General features: G+C 71.7%; 17 protein-coding genes, 1 pseudogene and 1 riboswitch (1 of these 19 running past the window's edge). Of the genes and pseudogenes, 10 read left to right on the top strand and 8 right to left on the bottom strand.

Annotated elements, in window-relative coordinates; all coding sequences use genetic code 11:
* Window positions 1-200: pseudogene (locus ACIPJI_RS35535) on the top strand (DNA polymerase IV) (it extends 1,558 nt beyond the left edge of the window).
* A 15-nt stretch (window positions 201-215) separates the two neighbouring features.
* Here the strand turns inward: ACIPJI_RS35535 and ACIPJI_RS35540 are convergent.
* On the bottom strand, window positions 216-599 hold the full coding sequence (locus tag ACIPJI_RS35540) for a PRC-barrel domain-containing protein (RefSeq protein WP_189470208.1): 384 nt from the start codon (window positions 597-599) through the stop codon (window positions 216-218).
* A gap of 114 nt (window positions 600-713) precedes the next feature.
* A riboswitch (glycine riboswitch) is annotated at window positions 714-812 on the top strand.
* A 181-nt stretch (window positions 813-993) separates the two neighbouring features.
* Here ACIPJI_RS35540 and gcvP point away from each other — a divergent pair.
* Window positions 994-3,879, top strand: a complete 2,886-nt coding sequence (gene gcvP, locus ACIPJI_RS35545) for an aminomethyl-transferring glycine dehydrogenase (protein ID WP_402251056.1) — start codon at window positions 994-996, stop codon at window positions 3,877-3,879.
* A gap of 83 nt (window positions 3,880-3,962) precedes the next feature.
* Here the strand turns inward: gcvP and ACIPJI_RS35550 are convergent, their stop codons facing one another.
* The gene (locus ACIPJI_RS35550; RefSeq protein ID WP_307705317.1) at window positions 3,963-4,169 is read right to left on the bottom strand and encodes a DUF5999 family protein; all 207 of its coding nucleotides are present in this window, start codon (window positions 4,167-4,169) and stop codon (window positions 3,963-3,965) included.
* A 329-nt stretch (window positions 4,170-4,498) separates the two neighbouring features.
* Window positions 4,499-5,089, bottom strand: a complete 591-nt coding sequence (locus tag ACIPJI_RS35555) for a hypothetical protein (RefSeq protein WP_356620176.1) — start codon at window positions 5,087-5,089, stop codon at window positions 4,499-4,501.
* Window positions 5,090-5,563: 474 nt separating this feature from the next.
* Between ACIPJI_RS35555 and ACIPJI_RS35560 the strand changes: the two genes are divergently transcribed.
* A complete protein-coding gene (locus ACIPJI_RS35560; RefSeq protein ID WP_307705315.1) occupies window positions 5,564-7,072 on the top strand; it encodes a glutamate--cysteine ligase in 1,509 nt (502 codons plus the stop codon).
* Between the two features lie 129 nt (window positions 7,073-7,201).
* Window positions 7,202-8,002, top strand: a complete 801-nt coding sequence (locus ACIPJI_RS35565; protein ID WP_307710282.1) for a CPBP family intramembrane glutamic endopeptidase — start codon at window positions 7,202-7,204, stop codon at window positions 8,000-8,002.
* Between the two features lie 69 nt (window positions 8,003-8,071).
* On the opposite strand, the gene ACIPJI_RS35570 is transcribed toward ACIPJI_RS35565, so the two are convergent.
* The gene (locus ACIPJI_RS35570) at window positions 8,072-8,893 is read right to left on the bottom strand and encodes a PhzF family phenazine biosynthesis protein (RefSeq protein ID WP_402251058.1); all 822 of its coding nucleotides are present in this window, start codon (window positions 8,891-8,893) and stop codon (window positions 8,072-8,074) included.
* Between the two features lie 138 nt (window positions 8,894-9,031).
* Between ACIPJI_RS35570 and ACIPJI_RS35575 the strand changes: the two genes are divergently transcribed.
* On the top strand, window positions 9,032-9,634 hold the full coding sequence (locus ACIPJI_RS35575; RefSeq protein WP_356620180.1) for a PadR family transcriptional regulator: 603 nt from the start codon (window positions 9,032-9,034) through the stop codon (window positions 9,632-9,634).
* Window positions 9,635-9,743: 109 nt separating this feature from the next.
* On the opposite strand, the gene ACIPJI_RS35580 is transcribed toward ACIPJI_RS35575, so the two are convergent.
* Window positions 9,744-10,172 carry an SRPBCC family protein gene (locus tag ACIPJI_RS35580; RefSeq protein WP_402251060.1) on the bottom strand — a complete coding sequence of 143 codons (429 nt, stop codon included), beginning with the start codon at window positions 10,170-10,172 and terminating at the stop codon, window positions 9,744-9,746.
* A gap of 257 nt (window positions 10,173-10,429) precedes the next feature.
* Between ACIPJI_RS35580 and ACIPJI_RS35585 the strand changes: the two genes are divergently transcribed.
* The 3 genes from ACIPJI_RS35585 to ACIPJI_RS35595 all read left to right on the top strand — a co-directional run bounded on the left by ACIPJI_RS35585 (window position 10,430) and on the right by ACIPJI_RS35595 (window position 13,255).
* Complete coding sequence (locus ACIPJI_RS35585) at window positions 10,430-11,026, top strand: Clp protease N-terminal domain-containing protein (protein ID WP_402251062.1); 597 nt, start codon at window positions 10,430-10,432, stop codon at window positions 11,024-11,026.
* A 69-nt stretch (window positions 11,027-11,095) separates the two neighbouring features.
* Window positions 11,096-12,106, top strand: a complete 1,011-nt coding sequence (locus ACIPJI_RS35590) for an EamA family transporter (protein ID WP_402251063.1) — start codon at window positions 11,096-11,098, stop codon at window positions 12,104-12,106.
* Window positions 12,107-12,313: 207 nt separating this feature from the next.
* Window positions 12,314-13,255, top strand: a complete 942-nt coding sequence (locus ACIPJI_RS35595; RefSeq protein ID WP_402251101.1) for a DMT family transporter — start codon at window positions 12,314-12,316, stop codon at window positions 13,253-13,255.
* A gap of 84 nt (window positions 13,256-13,339) precedes the next feature.
* Here ACIPJI_RS35595 and ACIPJI_RS35600 read toward each other — a convergent pair whose 3' ends face one another.
* The gene (locus tag ACIPJI_RS35600) at window positions 13,340-14,011 is read right to left on the bottom strand and encodes a pyridoxamine 5'-phosphate oxidase family protein (RefSeq protein WP_402251065.1); all 672 of its coding nucleotides are present in this window, start codon (window positions 14,009-14,011) and stop codon (window positions 13,340-13,342) included.
* A 23-nt stretch (window positions 14,012-14,034) separates the two neighbouring features.
* Here ACIPJI_RS35600 and ACIPJI_RS35605 point away from each other — a divergent pair, with 23 nt between their 5' ends.
* On the top strand, window positions 14,035-15,366 hold the full coding sequence (locus ACIPJI_RS35605; RefSeq protein WP_402251067.1) for an aminotransferase class I/II-fold pyridoxal phosphate-dependent enzyme: 1,332 nt from the start codon (window positions 14,035-14,037) through the stop codon (window positions 15,364-15,366).
* A gap of 157 nt (window positions 15,367-15,523) precedes the next feature.
* Here the strand turns inward: ACIPJI_RS35605 and ACIPJI_RS35610 are convergent, their stop codons facing one another.
* Complete coding sequence (locus ACIPJI_RS35610; protein WP_356620192.1) at window positions 15,524-16,495, bottom strand: DMT family transporter; 972 nt, start codon at window positions 16,493-16,495, stop codon at window positions 15,524-15,526.
* A 73-nt stretch (window positions 16,496-16,568) separates the two neighbouring features.
* Between ACIPJI_RS35610 and ACIPJI_RS35615 the strand changes: the two genes are divergently transcribed.
* On the top strand, window positions 16,569-17,483 hold the full coding sequence (locus ACIPJI_RS35615) for a LysR family transcriptional regulator (protein ID WP_402251069.1): 915 nt from the start codon (window positions 16,569-16,571) through the stop codon (window positions 17,481-17,483).
* Here the strand turns inward: ACIPJI_RS35615 and ACIPJI_RS35620 are convergent.
* Entirely contained in the window at window positions 17,472-17,939 is a 468-nt protein-coding gene (locus tag ACIPJI_RS35620) for a pyridoxamine 5'-phosphate oxidase family protein (RefSeq protein WP_402251071.1), read from the bottom strand. The genes ACIPJI_RS35615 and ACIPJI_RS35620 overlap by 12 nt on opposite strands.
* Window positions 17,940-18,007 lie beyond the last annotated feature (68 nt).

Below are 18,007 nucleotides of genomic sequence, written 5' to 3' on the forward strand. Positions count from 1 at the left end.
GGGCGCCCGCGGGGGGGGGGGCCCCCCCCCCCCCCCCCCCCCGCCCGCCCCGGCGGGGCGGCCCCCCCCCCCCCCCCCGCCCCCCCGCCGCCCGCCCCCCCCCCCCCCCCCCCCCCCACGGCCGGGCTGACGGGCGCGGCGGGGGAGAGGCGGCAAGCGGCGGTGGGAAGGGAGCCTTGCCTTGCGGCCGGGCCCGGTGACGCGTAATGCGGTGGTCAGTCCTCCTGCCCCGCTACCCGGCCGAAGGACCGGTCGCCGGAGGCGGGCGCCGGCGCGGGAGGCGGACCGGAGAGATCGAGCCCGTAGTGGTGGTAGAGCTGGAGTTCCTGCTCGGGGGACAGATGGCGGCCCACGCCGAAGTCGGGCGCGTCCTTGATCAGCGCGCGCTCGTAGGGAACGTGCAGCGCGTTGTCGACGAGCTCGCTCGGTTCGAGAGGGACGAAGGCGTCACGGCTGAAGAGTCCTGTGCGTACGGCCGCCCACTCGGGCACGCCCGTGGCGTCGTCCAGGTACACCTCGTCAACGGTTCCGATCTTGGTGCCGTTGCGGTCGAACGCCTTGCGGCCGATCAGGCTGCGCGGATCGATGTCGGTCTGCACGGTCCCTCCAAATGGTCGCACCTGCTCTCCAACGACTACGAAAGTCCACAATCCAGGTGTCGGCCACTCGAGCGATCGGGCGCCATGCACGCTGGTACCCTGGCAAACGGCCGCTGACCCTGTGCGGGAGAGTCCTCCGGAGAGAAGTCCCGGAGGCGCCGAAGGAGCAAATCCTCCCCGGAATCTCTCAGGCACCTGTACCGCACGGACGAGGTCACTCTGGAAAGCAGAGCGGGCGTCGGACGGCATCCGCTCTCACCGACGGTGAAAGCCGGGATGTCGCTCCGTGACGCCCCGGTGAAGCTCTCAGGTCGAGATGACAGAGGGGGAGGCCGTCCGGGCATCCGTGCCGTGATGCCCCTCGCAGGTCGCGAAGACCAGGAGGCCTCCCACCATGACCGCCAACCGCATTCCGCTCTCCCAGCTGGAGCGAGGGATCCCGTTCGAGCAGCGGCACATCGGGCCCGACGCCGGTGCCCAGGCCAAGATGCTCGCCCATGTGGGCTACGGCTCCCTCGACGAGCTCACCGCCGCCGCCGTACCGGACGTCATCAAGAGCGCCGAGGCCCTCGACCTCCCCGACGCCCGCACCGAGGCGGACGTCCTCGCGGAGCTGCGCACCCTGGCGGACCGCAACCAGGTGCTCGCGCCGATGATCGGCCTGGGCTACTACGGGACGTTCACGCCGCCGGTCATCCTGCGGAACGTCATGGAGAACCCGGCCTGGTACACGGCGTACACCCCGTACCAGCCCGAGATCTCGCAGGGCCGGCTCGAGGCGCTGCTCAACTTCCAGACCGTCGTCGCCGACCTGACCGGACTGCCCACCTCCGGCGCCTCGCTCCTCGACGAGGGCACGGCCGCCGCGGAGGCCATGTCGCTGGCCCGCCGGGTGGGCAAGGTCAAGAACGGCGTCTTCCTGGTCGACGCGGACGCCCTGCCCCAGACCCTTGCCGTGATAGAGACGCGTGCCGAGCCCACCGGCGTCGAGGTCGTCACCGCCGACCTCAGCGACGGCATCCCCGCGGACATCGCCGAGCGCGGCGTGTTCGGTGTGCTGCTGCAGTACCCGGGTGCCTCCGGTGCCGTGCGCGACCTCCGGCCCGTGATCGAGCAGGCGCACGAGCTCGGCGCGATCGTCACGGTCGCCGCGGACCTGCTGGCTCTGACGCTGCTCACCTCGCCCGGCGAGCTCGGCGCGGACATCGCGGTCGGCACCACCCAGCGCTTCGGTGTCCCGATGGGCTTCGGCGGCCCGCACGCCGGCTACATGGCCGTCCGGGACAAGTTCGCCCGCAGCCTGCCCGGCCGCCTCGTGGGCGTCTCCGTCGACGCCGACGGCAACAAGGCCTACCGGCTGGCGCTGCAGACCCGCGAGCAGCACATCCGCCGCGAGAAGGCCACCAGCAACATCTGCACCGCGCAGGTGCTGCTCGCCGTGATGGCGGGCATGTACGCGGTCTACCACGGCCCGGACGGGCTGCGTGCGATCGCCCGGCGCACCCACCGTTACGCCGCGATCCTCGCCGAGGGGCTGCGGGCCGGCGGCGTCGAGCTGCTGCACGGCTCGTACTTCGACACCCTGACCGCCCGCGTGCCCGGCAGGGCCGCGGACGTGGTCGTCGCCGCCCGCGAGCGGGGGGTCAACCTGTACCTGGTGGACGCCGATCACGTCTCCCTCGCCTGCGACGAGACCACCGGCCGCGAGCAGCTGACCGCCGTCTGGGCCGCCTTCGGCGTGGACGGGGACATCGACGTCCTGGACGCGGCCGGCGTGGACGCCCTGCCGGCCGCGCTGCTGCGCGACGACGAGTACCTGACCCACCCCGTCTTCCACCAGCACCGGTCCGAGACCGCGATGCTGCGCTACCTGCGCCGGCTCGCCGACCGTGACTACGCGCTGGACCGCGGCATGATCCCGCTCGGCTCCTGCACCATGAAGCTGAACGCGACCACCGAGATGGAGCCGGTGACCTGGCCGGAGTTCGGCCAGATCCACCCCTTCGCCCCGGTCGAGCAGGCTCAGGGCTATCTGACCCTGATCCACGAGCTGGAGGAGCGCCTCGCCGAGGTCACCGGCTACGACAAGGTCTCCATCCAGCCCAACGCCGGGTCGCAGGGCGAGCTGGCGGGTCTGCTGGCCGTCCGCGCCTACCACCGCGCCAACGGGGACGCGGGCCGCACGGTCTGTCTGATCCCGTCCTCCGCGCACGGCACCAACGCCGCCAGCGCCGTGATGGCCGGCATGAAGGTCGTCGTGGTGAAGACCGCCGACGACGGCGAGATCGACGTCGAGGACCTGCGCGCCAAGATCGAGCAGTACCGCGACGAACTGTCCGTGCTGATGATCACCTACCCGTCGACGCACGGTGTGTTCGAGGAGCACGTCGCCGACATCTGTGCCCAGGTGCACGACGCGGGCGGCCAGGTGTACGTCGACGGCGCCAACCTCAACGCCCTGGTGGGCCTCGCCAAGCCCGGCCGGTTCGGCGGTGACGTCTCGCACCTGAACCTGCACAAGACCTTCTGCATCCCGCACGGCGGCGGCGGTCCGGGCGTCGGCCCGGTCGGTGTGCGCGCCCACCTCGCGCCCTACCTGCCGAACCACCCGCTGCAGCCGGCGGCCGGCCCCCGGACGGGTGTGGGACCGATCTCCGCGGCTCCCTGGGGCTCGGCGGGCATCCTGCCGATCTCGTGGGCGTACGTGCGGCTGATGGGCGGAGAGGGCCTCAAGCGGGCGACGCAGGTCGCCGTGCTCGCGGCGAACTACATCGCCAAGCGCCTCGAGCCGCACTACCCGGTGCTCTACACCGGTCCTGCCGGCCTGGTCGCCCACGAGTGCATCGTCGACCTGCGGCCGCTGTCCAAGGCGACCGGTGTCAGCGTCGACGACATCGCCAAGCGCCTGATCGACTACGGCTTCCACGCGCCGACGATGTCCTTCCCGGTGGCCGGCACGCTGATGATCGAGCCGACGGAGAGCGAGGACCTCACGGAGCTCGACCGCTTCTGCGACACCATGATCGCGATCCGCGGCGAGATCGAGAAGGTCGCGTCGGGCGAGTGGTCCGCCGACGACAACCCGCTGCGTAATGCTCCGCACACGGCGGCCGCGCTCGGCGGCGAGTGGGACCACTCCTACAGCCGCGAGGAGGCCGTCTTCCCGGCGGGCGTGAACGCGGCCGACAAGTACTGGCCGCCGGTGCGCCGTATCGACGGAGCGTTCGGCGACCGTAACCTCGTGTGCTCCTGCCCGCCGCTGGAGGAGTACGACAACTGACGCGAGCCGCGCGGCACATGCGTCGGGGCCGGTCCGGAAGTTCTCCGGGCCGGCCCTTCTGTTTCCCAGGTTGCTGAAGAGGCCTAGGCGGCGGTCACCAGCGGGCCGGCGTCCGCTGTGCGGCGCGGGGCGATGATCCGGCCGTCGGGCAGCAGTTCGCCGGTGTCCTCGAAGAGGAGCACGCCGTTGCACAGCAGGCTCCAGCCCTGTTCCGGATGGTGCGCGACGAGGCGGGCCGCCTCACGGTCGGCGGAGTCGGACGTGGGACAGGCTGGCTGGTGCTGGCACATTGATGGGTTCTTTCGCTGTGATGTGGTGTGTGTCGTGCGGCTCGATGAGGTGTTCATGGCCGCTCCCCCGTATCTGTCGGTCGGTCCCCAGTGTTCACCCACGGAGGTCCCTCCGCAGGCATTTCACAGCAGCTCTTCCTACTGATTGATGACGCACCACCCGCTCGGGCGGTTCAGTTCAACAGGGCTGTCCTTTCGGGTGGTTCGCAGTGGCCCGGGCGGGCTAGTCACAACGGGCCATACCCGGAGCACCGGTACGCCCCGCGACCGGGAGGTCGCGGGGCGTACCGGGTGTCTCCCGTGGGTGTGATGTCCGGAGTGTTCTCCTGTCAGGCGGCCGGCGAGTCGAGCAGCGGGGCCGGCGTCACCCGCAAGGTCATGAGGGGCAGCAGGTCCGCGACCCGGTGCGGCCGGTGGGCGGCTATGCCCGGTGGCGCGGGGGCAAGGGGGACCAGGACGTCGGAAGGCTGCGGGGTGCCGGACGCGGCGTCGGCCTCGACGTCGCCGTGCAGCCAGAGGGTCAGCATGTAGAGCTCGGGAACGGACAGCAGTCTGGGCTGGAACGGCGTCCCGATCGACTCGGCCTGGCGCAGGGCGCGTTCGGTCGAGTCGAGGTAGGGGCCCTCGAAGAAGTGGGAGAAGGTCCAGCCGTCAGGCGTGAGCATGGTGTCCGCGGCGGCCACGGTGCGGTCGCCGCTGCGGATCAGGAAACGCCAGCCGGTGAGCCTGGTGTGCGGCGTGCGGCCGCTCGGCACGATCCTGTCCAGTACATGGACCGGCAGCGGCAGTTCGGCGCTCAGGGGCCCCTGGACGGACCTCAGAGCGGGGGTTCGGGCCTCGCGGACGGCTGTGGGGGAACCGAGTGCCGCGAGGACGCTTCGCAGGGCAGGCGTGGGGGCCGGGGGGACAAGCAGCGGCATGGTGGGTCGCCTCTCACTCAGGAGACACGGTGGAGCGTGAAGGTGCGGACGTCACTGTCTGCGTGCGGGGCGGCCAGCGGCCGGAAGACACCGGATACGAACTCACCGCCCTCGCGGAGTTTATACGACGCGTGTTCACGTAATGTTTCCGCTACCCGTCGCGGGTATTTCTGGCAAGACATGAACCGGCCCGTTTCATGCGGCATTTCTGCTGCTTTCCAGTGCTGTCGAGGCTGCGGCCTGCGGTTTCGGCTCCGACGCGGTAGGCCGAATCAAGCCTGTGTTTTCCGTCGCCGTCCATGCCTGCAATTGCGGTTTGCCTCATGCCAGGGGAATGTGCCTGCCGGGCGTCTGTGTCCAGCCTACCGGCCGCAGACTCCGCGCGGGGCGTTATGGATCAATGAGGCTGGGCATTATCGTCCGTGACGTGAGCGGTCCTCGCCACGTGGGACCCACTCGAGGAGGGACGCTTCGATGGGGGAGAAGGTCGAGGCAGGCGGGTTCGACCTGTCCGATCGGCAACGGTACCGAGACAAGCTGCAACAGTGCCTGGCCGGGCTGGGGCGGCTGCTGGCGGAGAAGAGGTTCGACCGGCCCAAGAATCTGATGGGGCTCGAGATAGAGCTGAATCTCGCGGGCGCGGACGGGATGCCTCGGATGATGAATGCCGAAGTTCTCTCCCGTATCGCCAGCCCGGATTTCCAGACCGAGCTCGGCATGTTCAATCTGGAAGTAAACATCGTCCCGCACCGATTGGGCGGCCGTGTTCTCGATCAGCTGGCGGAGGAGTTGCACACCGGGCTGGGATATGCCGATCGCAAGGCGCAGGAGCTCGGCTCCGGGATCGTGATGATCGGCATTCTGCCGACGCTGGCGCAGCAGGATCTGGTGTCCGCGAACCTCTCCGACGTGGACCGTTACATGCTGCTCAACGATCAGATCGTGGCGGCCCGCGGGGAGGACTTCACCCTCGACATCGAGGGGGTGGAAAGGCTCACGTGCACGTCTGCGTCGATCGCGCCGGAAGCCGCCTGTACTTCGGTGCAGCTGCATCTCCAGGTGACGCCCGGCCGGTTCGCCGACGTGTGGAACGCCGCCCAGGCGGTGGCCGCCGTGCAGGTCGCCGTCGGCGCCAACGCGCCCTTCCTGTTCGGCAAGGAGCTGTGGCGCGAATCGCGGCCGCCGCTCTTCCAGCAGGCCACGGACACCCGCCCGCCGGAGCTCCAGGCGCAGGGCGTGCGCCCGCGGACCTGGTTCGGTGAGCGCTGGGTGGACTCGGCCTACGACCTCTTCGAGGAGAACATCCGGTACTTCCCCGCGCTGCTGCCCTTCTGTGACGACGAGGACCCGCTGCGGGTCCTGGAGGACGGCGGAGTGCCGCGGCTCCAGGAGCTGGTCCTGCACAACGGCACGATCTACCGCTGGAACCGTCCGGTGTACGCGGTCGTCGACGGCGTCCCCCACCTGCGGGTGGAGAACCGCGTGCTGCCCGCCGGCCCGACGGTGACCGATGTGATCGCCAACGCCGCGTTCTACTACGGTCTGGTACGAGCGCTCGCGGAGGACGCCCGGCCGGTATGGACGCGGCTGCCCTTCGCCGCCGCCGACCAGAACTTCGAGACCGCCTGCCGGCACGGTATCGACGCCGAGCTCCAGTGGCCCCGCCCCGGCCGTGGCGGCGTCACCCAGGTGCCGGTCGTCAAGCTCGTCCGGGACGAGTTGCTGCCGCTGGCCGCGGCGGGTCTCGACGCGTGGAACGTGGCGCCCGCCGATCGCGACCTGTATCTGGGCGTGATCGAGGAGCGGTGTCGTCGGCGGATGAACGGAGCCTCCTGGCAGGCGGACACCTATCACCGCGCCCGTGAGGCGGGGCTGGAGCGTGAGGTGGCGCTGGCGGCGATGACCCGTCGCTACTGCGAGCTGATGCGTGAGGGGCAGCCGGTGCACACGTGGCCGGTGGGCTTTCCGGGGGCGCGCTCCTGACCGACCCGGGCGCGCGGCCGCACGGTGCTCGGCGCTGTCGTGGGGGCGTGCGCGGGACCTGGCTGCGACCACCGTAGGTTCGTCGGGCAAGCTGTGACGTCCCATGCGGTGGAGCAACTGGAGGCTGTAGTGCAGGCGCAGGCGGGAGACGCGGCCGGGTCCTTTCCGCGGGAGGCGGTGTCGCGCAGGACCCTCCGGTCGGAGACGCTGCTCGTGCTCGCCCTGTCGCTCGGCGCCAGTGGCGTGTCCGCGCTGATCAGCTTCATCGGATCGCTGACGAAGCCCGGCGGGCTGAAGGACCAGGCCGCGACGCTCAACGGGTCCTTCGCGCCGGGGCGGCCGTGGCTCGATCTGGCCTGGCAGCTCTTCGGGATCGCGACGGCGCTGGTGCCCGTCGCGCTCGTGGCGCATCTGCTGATCCGCGAGCGTGCCGGACTCTCCTCGATCGGGTTCGACCGGAGCCGGCCCTGGTCCGACATCGGCCGTGGCGCGCTCGTCGCCGCCGGTATCGGGAGCGCGGGGCTGGCCTTCTATCTGGTGGCGAGGGCCTCCGGGTTCAACCTCACCGTCGTGCCGGAGGCGCTGCCCGAGGTCTGGTGGAAGTACCCGGTGCTGATCCTCTCCGCGATCCAGAACTCCGTGGTGGAGGAGGTGATCGTCGTCGGGTATCTGCTGCGCAGGCTCGATCAGCTCGGCTGGACACCGATGGCGGCGCTGGTCGCGAGCTCGGTGCTGCGCGGCTCGTACCACCTGTACCAGGGAATCGGCGGATTCATCGGCAACATGGTGATGGGCGTGGTCTTCGTACTGCTGTACCGCAGGTGGGGCAGGGTGGGGCCGCTGGTGGCGGCGCACGCGCTGCTCGACATCGTCGCCTTCGTCGGATACGGACTGCTGTCCGGGAGGGTGGACTGGCTTCCCACGCCGTGACCGGCGGCCCGGCAGCGCGACCGAGGGGGTGCACGGCGGACGCCGTGCACCCCCTCGGTCGTGGTGCGTTCAGGGAGTGGTGAGCAGTTCGCCGTCGATCACGGTCACCGCGCGCCCGGTCAGCAGGGTGCGGTCGCCGCGCAGTGCGGTGCGGACCAGGCCGGAGCGGGCAGATGCCTGGAGGCCGGTCAGTTCGTCGCGGCCGAGGCGGGCGGACCAGAAGGGCGCGAGCGCCGTGTGGGCGCTTCCGGTGACGGGGTCCTCGTCGATGCCGACCCGGGGGAAGAAGCCGCGGGAGACGAAGTCGTAGCCGGCGGAGGCGTCCGCCGCGGCGGCGGTGGCGATGATGCCGCGCTCGGAATGTGCTACGAGGGCGGCGAAATCGGGGTCCAGAGCGCGTACGGACTGCTCGTCGGCCAGTTCGATCAGCAGGTCCCCGATGTGGGGCCCGGTGTCATGGGCGGCGAGCACCTTCGCGCCGAGCGCCTCGGCGACGCCGTCGGGGACCGTCACCTCTCGCAGCGGGGCGGTGGGGAAGTCGAGGGTGACCGTGCCGTCCTTGTGCGCGGTGGTCCGCAGGATGCCGCAACGCGCGGTGAAGCGCACCGTGCCCGTTGCCGCTCCCGTCGTGTGCAGCACGTGCGCGGTGGCCAGGGTGGCGTGGCCGCACATGTCGACCTCCGTGGCCGGGGTGAACCAGCGCAGTGCCCAGTCCGCGTCGCTCCCGGCGGGCAGGGGGTGGGCGAAGGCGGTCTCGGAGAGGTTCAGCTCCGCGGCGACGTGCTGGAGCCAGGTGTCGGGTGGGAACCCGGTGGAGTCCAGCAGCAGCACTCCGGCGGGATTGCCCGCGAAGGGACGGTCGGTGAAGGCGTCGACGATTCGAATCCGCATGGGCCGACCGTAGAGCTCGGGTGAACGGGCAGGCCAAGGCCAATTCGGGGTCGGCGGCCCGGTGAGGTCTTGTCGTTCGACTGTTCCCGATATATCGTTGACGCATCGCGACTGATCAACGATGGAAGGAGCGTAGCGATGCGTTCACATGGAAACGGGCCGGAAGGCGGCCGCGGACACTGCGGGCCCGGCCATCACGGTTGGGGTGAGTACGAGGGCCGCCGCGCGGCGTTCGGGCCCTGGGGGCCGCCGTTCGGTGGGCCCTTCGGCGGCGGACGCGGGCGTGGCGGCGGCCGGGGCAGGGCGCGGCGCGGCGATGTGCGCGCCTCGATCCTGGCCCTGTTGAAGAACCGTCCGATGCACGGCTACGAGATGATCCAGGAGATCGACGAGCGCAGCGGCGGGGCGTGGAAGCCCAGCCCCGGGTCCGTCTATCCGACCCTCCAGATGCTGGAGGACGAGGGTCTGATCGTCAGCGAGAGCGACGGCGGCAAGAAGCTGTTCACGCTGACCGACACCGGGCGTGCCGAGGCCGAATCGGGGCCGGAGGCTCCCTGGGAGGAGGCCGGCCGCGGTGTCGACTGGGAGACGGTCAACGAGATCCGGCAGGCCGGCTTCGGTCTGATGGAGGCGTTCGGCCAGGTCTGGAAGTCGGGCAACGCCGAGCAGCGGCAGAAGGCCGTCGCCGTGATCAACGAGGCCCGCAAGAAGCTCTACCTGATCCTGGCCGACGAGCACTGAGCCAGGGTGTGAGGGGCCCCGCGTCAGCGCGGGGTCCTTCTGCTGTCTTTGCGGCCGCCTCCGTCCGTGAGGGCCGCCCGGGCGACCGGTTCCGCCCGTCGTGGGCGGGTCAGGCGACCAGTCCGCCCAGCTTGCGGAGCGACTCGTTGAGCGCCGCGGTCGCCGAGTCCTTCAGCTTGCCGGCCATGAGCGAGACGGCCGCGCCGGTGAACTCACCGTCGATGCGCACATCGGTCGCGCCGCCGGCCGGGGTGAGCGAGTAACGGGTGCCGACGACGACCGACATCGGCCCCTTGCCCCTGATGGCGAGCACCCGCTCGGCCTCCAGTTCCTCCACGGTCCAGGTCACTTCTGCGGGGAAGCCCATCAGCTTCATGTTCTCCGCGAAGGTGGCGCCTGTCTCCAGCGGTTCGGGGCCGCCCTTGGGGAAGCTGGTGTGGGTGGCGTTCCAGCGGCCGTACGAGGCGAAGTCGGTGAGCTGGGCCCAGACCTTCGCGGCCGGTGCCTCGATGCGCGCCTCGGCGCTGACTTCGGCCATGCGACCACCCCTTCATGTCGGGTTCCGGTGCGCGGACCGTAGTCGTGTGTGCGGGAACATTCAATACTGACGACCTGTCAGGTTCCCCGTGCGCGGCCGGTCGTCCACGGCGGGCCGGATGTGACGAGTCAGGGAAAGCCGGCTCCTTCTCCTCCGCAAGGATGAGGAATCGCCCGGGTGCGCCCAACTCCGGTGGGATGCGCAAATGCTTCCCCACGTGGACGCCTGGGCCGCGGATGCCTGATGAGGTGGAAGGCGTGCGAAGTCCTGCCCCGTGGCTGCCCCGGCAGCATCCTGCTGCCCCCGTCAGTGCCGATCTCGAAGCCGCCCTCACCGTGGAGCTGGCCTCGGTGGTCGCCGGTGCCCGCAGGAGGGTGCTGCGCGACGGCGACCGGCAGATCGACACCGCCCATCTCCTCCACTCCCTGATGGAACAGGACTGCCAGGTCCGGGCTGCGTTCGGGTCGCCCGCGCACGTGGCGCGTGTGCTCGGCTACCTCGTCCAGCGCAGCATCGGCTACGGGCTCGCCTGGCAGGGCTCCGTCGAGGACTCGGGTGCGCTGCCGGTGGTGCGGGAGGGCGGTGCGCCGCGGCTGTCGTCGCCGGTCACAGTGCCCGGTACCGCGCTGCCCGACCTGCCGGGCTGGTCGCCGTCGGCCGGGGCCGCGTTGGCGGGAGCGCTGGCCAGGGCGAGACTCCGCGGGGACGCCCGGGCCGAGGGGATCGACGTACTGGCCCGCATCGCCGCCGACCGGGACTGCCGGGGCGCCGAAGTGCTGCGCAGGGCCGGGGTCGACGTGTCGCTGCTGGCGGCGCGGATCGCGGAACTGGTGTCCGCGGGGCCCGCCGCGTAGGGGCCCCGGGGGCGTCTCGACATGTGTCACAGGGATGACGGTGCTGACCGCTGCTGACATGATGTGCCGATGCAAGCGTCTCAGGGAAGGGGCGCCGGCCTGGGACTCGCCCTGGGCTCGGCGTTCGCGTTCGGTGGATCGGGTGTCGCGGCCAAGCCGCTGATCGAGGCGGGACTCGACCCCCTCCATGTCGTGTGGCTACGGGTCGCGGGCGCCGCCCTCGTGATGCTCCCCCTGGCCTGGCGTCACCGCGGACTGCTGAGGCGCAGGCCCGCGCTGCTCGCCGGCTTCGGGCTGCTGGCCGTGGCGGGAGTGCAGGCGTGCTACTTCGCGGCGATCTCCCGCATCCCTGTCGGCGTCGCACTGCTCATCGAGTACCTGGCCCCCGCGCTCGTCCTCGGCTGGGTCCGCTTCGTCCAGCGCAGGCCGGTGACCAGGGCCGCCGCCGCGGGCGTCGTGCTGGCGGTCGCGGGCCTCGCGTGTGTCGTCGAGGTGTGGGCGGGGCTGCGGTTCGACGTGCTCGGCCTGCTGCTGGCCCTTGGCGCCGCCTGTTGTCAGGTGGGCTACTTCGTCCTGTCCGACCAGGGCGGCGACAGCGACGACGCCCCCGACCCGTTGGGCGTGATCGCGTACGGCCTCCTCATCGGTGCCGTGGTGCTGACGGTCGTGGCCCGGCCGTGGGGCATGGACTGGTCGCTGCTCGCCGGTACCGCCGACATGGGGGGAACCGCCGTCCCGGCCGCGATGCTGCTGGCGTGGATCGTGCTGATCGCCACCGTGCTCGCGTACGTCACCGGTGTGGTGTCGGTGCGCAGACTCTCGCCGCAGGTGGCCGGTGTCGTCGCGTGCCTGGAGGCGGTCATCGCGACCGTGCTGGCTTGGGTGCTGCTGCGTGAGCACCTTTCGGCGCCGCAGATCTTCGGTGGCGCGGTCGTCCTGTTCGGGGCGTTCATCGCACAGTCCCAGGCGCCCCGGCCGCCGTCCGGGCCGGTGGCGACGGGTGGGCCGGAAGCCCTGCCCGCGGCGGCCGGCGACGGGCCCGCCGCCGGGGAGTTGTCCGCCGGTCACCGTGCACCGTAGGGTGGCGATCATGCATTCGACCGTACTTCCGCCGCCCGCCGCCTAGCGCGGGCGGACGTTCTCAAGGAGACCTGGCTCGGGGTGTCTTCCCCGAGCGGTCGGTGCTGCCCGCGTGACTGAGCCGAGCGATCAGCCGTCCCGTTCTTCATACGGAGAAGTCACGTGTCGAATTCCTCTTCAACTCCTGCTGTCGGCGTGCCCGCCATCATGTCCGTGGGCCGTGGCCTGACCTGTCTCGTCTTCGCCGGGTTCGCCTGGGGGACCGCCGGAGCCGCCGCCTCACTCGTCTTCGCTGTGAGCGAGCTGGGGCCGCTCGCTCTGTCGTTCTGGCGGTGCGTCGGCGGGCTCCTGCTGCTGCTTCCCGTCCTCGCGATGCGCGCCCGGCGTCGCCGGGGGACCGCCAGGCCCGCCGAACCGCGTCGGCGGAGGGTGCTGCGCATCCTCGCCACGGGCATCGGCCTCACCGTCTTCCAGAGCGCCTACTTCGCGGCCGTCGAGGCGACCGGCCTCGCCGTGGGAACCGTCGTGACGCTGGGCGCCGGCCCTGTGCTGATCGCCGTCGGGGCACGGCTCACCATGGGAGAGCGGCTCGGCCGCGGCGGGATCCTGGCTGTCGCGGGAGCGCTGGCCGGTCTCGGCGTCCTGGTCCTCGGCGGCGAGGGTGCCGAGGTGCAGTCGTCGGGTGTCGCGCTCGCCGTGCTGTCGGCCGCCGGATACGCGGCGATCACCCTGCTGACGCGGTGGCTCGGCCGGGACGGTGGCGGCGGTGACTCGCTGTCCACGACCGGGTGGGCGTTCGCGATCGGGTCCGTGGGGCTGTTGCCGATGGCGCTCGGCGAGGGGCTGCTGCCGCACACGGTGGAAGCTGCCAGGGTCCTGGGCCTGCTGGTCTACGTCGCGGCCGTGCCGACGGCGCTCGCCTACGCCCTCTACTTCGCGGGCGCGGCAGTGGTCAGGGCGGCGACCGTCTCGGTGATCATGCTGCTGGAGCCGGTGAGCGCGGCGGTCATCGCGGTGACCCTGCTGGGCGAGCGCCTGACGCCGGCCACGGTGGCGGGGACGCTGCTGCTGCTCACGGCGGTCGCCGGTCTCGCGGCGGCGGAGGCGCGTGGCGCCGTGGTCCGGAGGCGGGTACCGGCCGCTGCGTGAGGCGGCCCTTCGGGGCGCGAGAAGCGGCCCTGCCGACCCCCGTTCGGCAGGGCCGCGGCTCATGGACCGACGCGGCGTGGCGCGTCAGAGGTAGGTGGGGAGCGGCGTGGACGGGGAGAGGTCCGGCGACGGGTCCGGCAGGCCGCGGGCGGTGGTGACGGGGACGATCCCCGCCCAGTAGGGGAGGTCCAGATCGGCCGGGTCGTCGTTCGGGCCGCCCGTGCGGGTCTTCGCCGACACCTCTGCCAGATCGAGGCGGAGCACCGCCGTCGCCGCCAGTTCCTTGGCGTTCGCCGGGCGGGAGTCGGTGGAACGGCCGGGAATCGCATGCTCCACGAGCGCGTCGAGCGCCGTGCGCTTCTCCGACGGGTCGGTGACCTGCCGGGCGGTGCCGTGGACCACCACCGAGCGGTAGTTGAGCGAGTGGTGGAAGGCGGAGCGTGCAAGGACGAGGCCGTCTACATGGGTCACCGTCAGGCACACCGGCAGCCCCGGGTCCGCCTCGCCCGCCATCCGCAGGGGACGCGACCCGGTCGACCCGTGGACGTACAGCCGCTCGCCGACGCGGGCGTACAGCGTCGGCAGGACGACAGGGGCTCCGTCGCGAACGAACCCGAGGTGGCAGACGTACGCCGTGTCGAGTATCGAGTGCACCAGCTCGCGGTCGTACGATGCCCGCTCCCGGGATCGGGTGGGAATCGTCCGCTCGGTCGGCTCGTACGGGGCTTCCGCGGTCTCCGGCATTGCCGTCTCCATTGCACTAGTGCATAATGTCTTTTGTGCTAGGAGAGTATCGGATCGTTGGGCGGCGTGCATCCGAGATTGCCGCGAGCATCGAGCAGGCGGTGGGCTCCGGAGAGCTTGAACCGGGCCGACTGCTGCCCCCGATGAGGGAGTTGGCCACACAGTTGGGGGTGAACCCGAACACCGTCGCGGCCGCCTACCGCACTCTGCGTGAACGCGGAGTGATCGAGACCGCCGGCCGTCGGGGCAGCCGGGTGCGCCCCCGCCCGGCCGGTACCGTGCGCGGCTCGATCCGGGTCGACGCACCCCCCGGCGTGCGCGACCTCGGCGAGGGCAACCCGGACCTGGCGCTGCTGCCGCCGCTGCACGACGCGCTCGCCGCCGCGGCCGGACGGCACGCGGAGGAACCCGGACTGTACGGAAGGGCGCCGCTGGACCCCGAGTTCGTGCGCCTCGCCCGCGCCTCGATGGACGCCGACGGGGTCCCCGCCGGGCCGCTCGCCGCCACCTCGGGATCGCTGGACGCCATCGAGCGGGTCCTCACCGCGCATCTGCGGCCCGGCGACGCCGTCGCCGTGGAGGACCCGGGCTGGGGGAGCCTGCTCGATCTGGTCTCCGCGCTCGGCCTCAAGCCGCTGCCCGTCGCACTCGACGACGACGGGCCGCTGCCCGGGGAGGTGGAGCGGGCGCTCGGCGCGGGAGCCCGGGCGATCGTCGTCACCGACCGGGCGCAGAACCCGACCGGCGCGGTCCTGAGCCGCGAGCGCGCGGACGAACTGCGCGCCGTGCTCGCACGGTTCCCGCGCACGCTGCTCATCGAGGACGACCACGGACACGCCATCGTCGACCAGCCGCTGCACCCACTCGCCGGGCCGACCGACAGCTGGGTGTTCGTGCGTTCCGCGGCGAAGGCCTACGGGCCCGATCTGCGGGTCGCCGTCCTCACCGGGGACACCGTCACCATCGACCGCGTACAGGGGCGGCTCGGCCTGGGGCCCGGCTGGGTCAGCCGGCTGCTCCAGCACACCGTCGCGCACTTGTGGGCGTCCGGCGCCGTCGACCCCGCAGTCGTGGCCCGCTCCTACGGCGAACGGCGGGACGCTCTGATCGGCGCGCTGGCCAGGCGGGGCGTCGAGGCCCGCGGTCGCAGCGGGATGAACGTGTGGGTGCCCGTCCAGGACGAGACGGGAGCGGTGGCGCGGCTGCTGCACGCCGGGTGGGCGGTGGCCCCCGGGGCGCGTTTCAGGATGTCGTCGGCGCCTGGAGTCCGCCTGACCGTCTCCGACCTGACGTCCGCCGACATCGAGCCGCTCGCCGAGGCGGTGGCCTCGGCGGTCGGCCCGATGCCCGCCCGCAGCTACGGCTGATCCCGGACGGTACCTCGGCGGTCCCCGCCGGGGCGGGCCGTCCGGCAGGGGCCCGGCCGTCCAAGGCCCGGGCGGTCGGCCCGACTCCGTCTGCTTCGGGGGGCCGGTGGCCCCGGGCGGACTCGCGCCCGCTTCCGGGGGGTGGTCCCGTGCGGGCTCAGGTCCGCTTCGGCCGGCTCTGCGTCAGCGCCGCGCCCACCAGGACGATCAGCGCGCCCACCGGGGTGTTCCAGGCCAGGTGCTCGTCGAGCAGCGCCACGCCCGCCGCCGTGGCGATGACCGGGATGAAGTACGTGACCATCTGCGCCGTCGTCGGCCCGACCTCCGCCACCAGCCCGTACTGGATGAGCAGTGCCAGACCCGTGCCGAGAACGCCGAGCGCGATCACCGCGAGCAGGGGGACGAGCGGGAACGAGTCCGGCACCGTGGTGAACAGCGGCGTGACGATCGCGAGTTGCACGGTCGCCAGGCCCAACTGGGCACCCGTCAGCGAGAGGTGGGAGTGGCTGGAGCCCGCCAGGGTGCGGCGGATGTAGATCCAGCCGATCGGATAGCTGAGTGAGGCGAGCAGCGCCATGGCCGTGCCGGAGAAGTCGAGCCCCGAGAAGCCCTGCCACGCGCCGAGAACGGTGAGAACGCCGAGGAACCCGATACCGAGACCCGCGACGCGGCGCCGGGTCGGCCGGTCCTCGGACAGCGCGACGAGGGAGAGCGCCATGCCCCACAGCGGCGAGGTGGCGTTGCAGATGCCGGCGAGCGTCGAGGGGATCGTGAGCTCGGAGTAGGCGAACAGCGAGAACGGCAGCGCGTTGAGCAGGAAGGCCGCGACCGTCAGATGACCCCAGGTGCGCAGGCCGCTCGGCAGCCGGTCACGGCGGACCGCCATCGCGACCGCGAGCACCGCCGTGCCGAAGAAGAGGCGGCCGAAGGTGACCTGGAACGGCGCGTACGCCCCCGTGCCCACCTTGATGAGAAGGAAGCTGAAGCCCCACACCGCGGAGAGCACCGCGAAGCGGATGCGCCAGTCGACGGCCCGGCGGGGCGGGCGAACTGCGGAGGCGGTGCCGGGCGGGGCCGGGGGAAGGGTACGGGCGCGGGCCTCGTCGGCCTCGGTGGTAGCGCTGCTCATGGCCCCACGATCGCGTCTGTCACCTCTTAGGACAAGCGAGAATTTCTCGACCTGTTCGCTTAGCATTGCTTACATGTTGAACCTCGAGCGACTGCGCACCCTCGACGCGCTGGCCCGGCACGGCTCCGTCAGCGCCGCCGCCGACGGGCTGCACGTCACCACCTCGGCCGTCTCCCAGCAGATGGCGAAGCTGGAGCGGGAGGTAGGGCAGCAGCTGCTGGCGAAGAACGGGCGCGGCGTGCGGCTCACCGACGCCGGCCGGCTTCTCGCCGACCATGCCGCGCGCATCCTGTCCCAGGTCGAGCTCGCCCAGTCCGACATCGAGGCTCGGCGAGGGCAGGCGGTCGGCGAGGTCAGGATCGGGGCGTTCCCCACCGCGGCCCGCGGCCTGTTCCCGGCCGCGGTGTCCACCCTGCGCCGGGACCACCCGGAACTTCGGGTGCTCTCCATGGAGTTGGAGCCCGAGGCCGGGGTCAGGGGGGTCATCCGCGGGGACCTCGACCTCGCCGTGGTGCTCGACTGGAGCAACAAACGGCTTCCCGTCCCCGGCGGGCTGGCGCAGGCGCAACTGCTCGACGACGTGCCCGATGTCGCGATGCCCGCCGGTCATCCCCTGGCGAACCGCGCGGAGGTCGACCTGGAGGACTTCGCCGACGACGAGTGGGTGTCCTGGCCGGAGGGCGAGTTCTGCCACGAGTGGCTGATGTTCACCCTGCGCTCCAAGGGTTTCGAACCGCGGATCGGGCACAGGGCCGGCGAACACCACACGCAGCTCGCGCTGATCGCCGCCGGCCTGGGCGTCTGCGTGGCGCCCCGGCTCGGCAGGGGGCCCGTTCCCGAGGGCGTCGCGCTCGTCCCCGTGCGGCAGCGGATGCGCCGCCATGTCTACGCGGTGTGGCGCACCGACGCCGACCGCAGGCCCTCCATCAGGGCGGCGGTGGAGGCGCTGCGCGCCGCCGCCGGGCCGGTCGGGGAGTCAGAGCGCTGACAGCCTGCGGAAGTCCCATGACGCGACCGCGTCCGGGGTGAGCCGCAGCCAGGCGTGCCGGCCGTCGTGGGGCATCTCGTCGAGACCGAAGTTCTTGCGGGCGAACAGGGCTTCCGGTTCGGCCAGTTCGGGGCAGTGCTCGCCGGTCCGCGGGGCCTCGCCCACGAACACGCCCGTGCCGGACAGTTCGACGCCCCGCAGCTCCCCGTACTCCTCGCCGGCGTCGACGACCACGGCGAGCCGTGGATCGTGGCGCAGCTCCGCCCAGCGCCTGCTGCGGGTGAGGGAGTAGAGCCACAGCGACGTGCCGTCCCAGGCGAACCACAGCGCGCTGACGTGCGGACGCCCGTCGGGCGACACCGTGGCCACCCGGCAGGTCCGCTGCTCCGTCAGGAACGCGTCCAGTTCCGCGGGGGTCATCATGATGCGACGGCCCCGGCGCTGCATGGCGGTCATGTGCGGCCTCCCCGGCAACGGCTGACACGGCGGATCCATGACTGACGATCCGTCAGGAATGTTGTCCG

This window comes from Streptomyces sp. NPDC086835 (assembly GCF_044745705.1).
GTDB lineage: Bacteria > Actinomycetota > Actinomycetes > Streptomycetales > Streptomycetaceae > Streptomyces.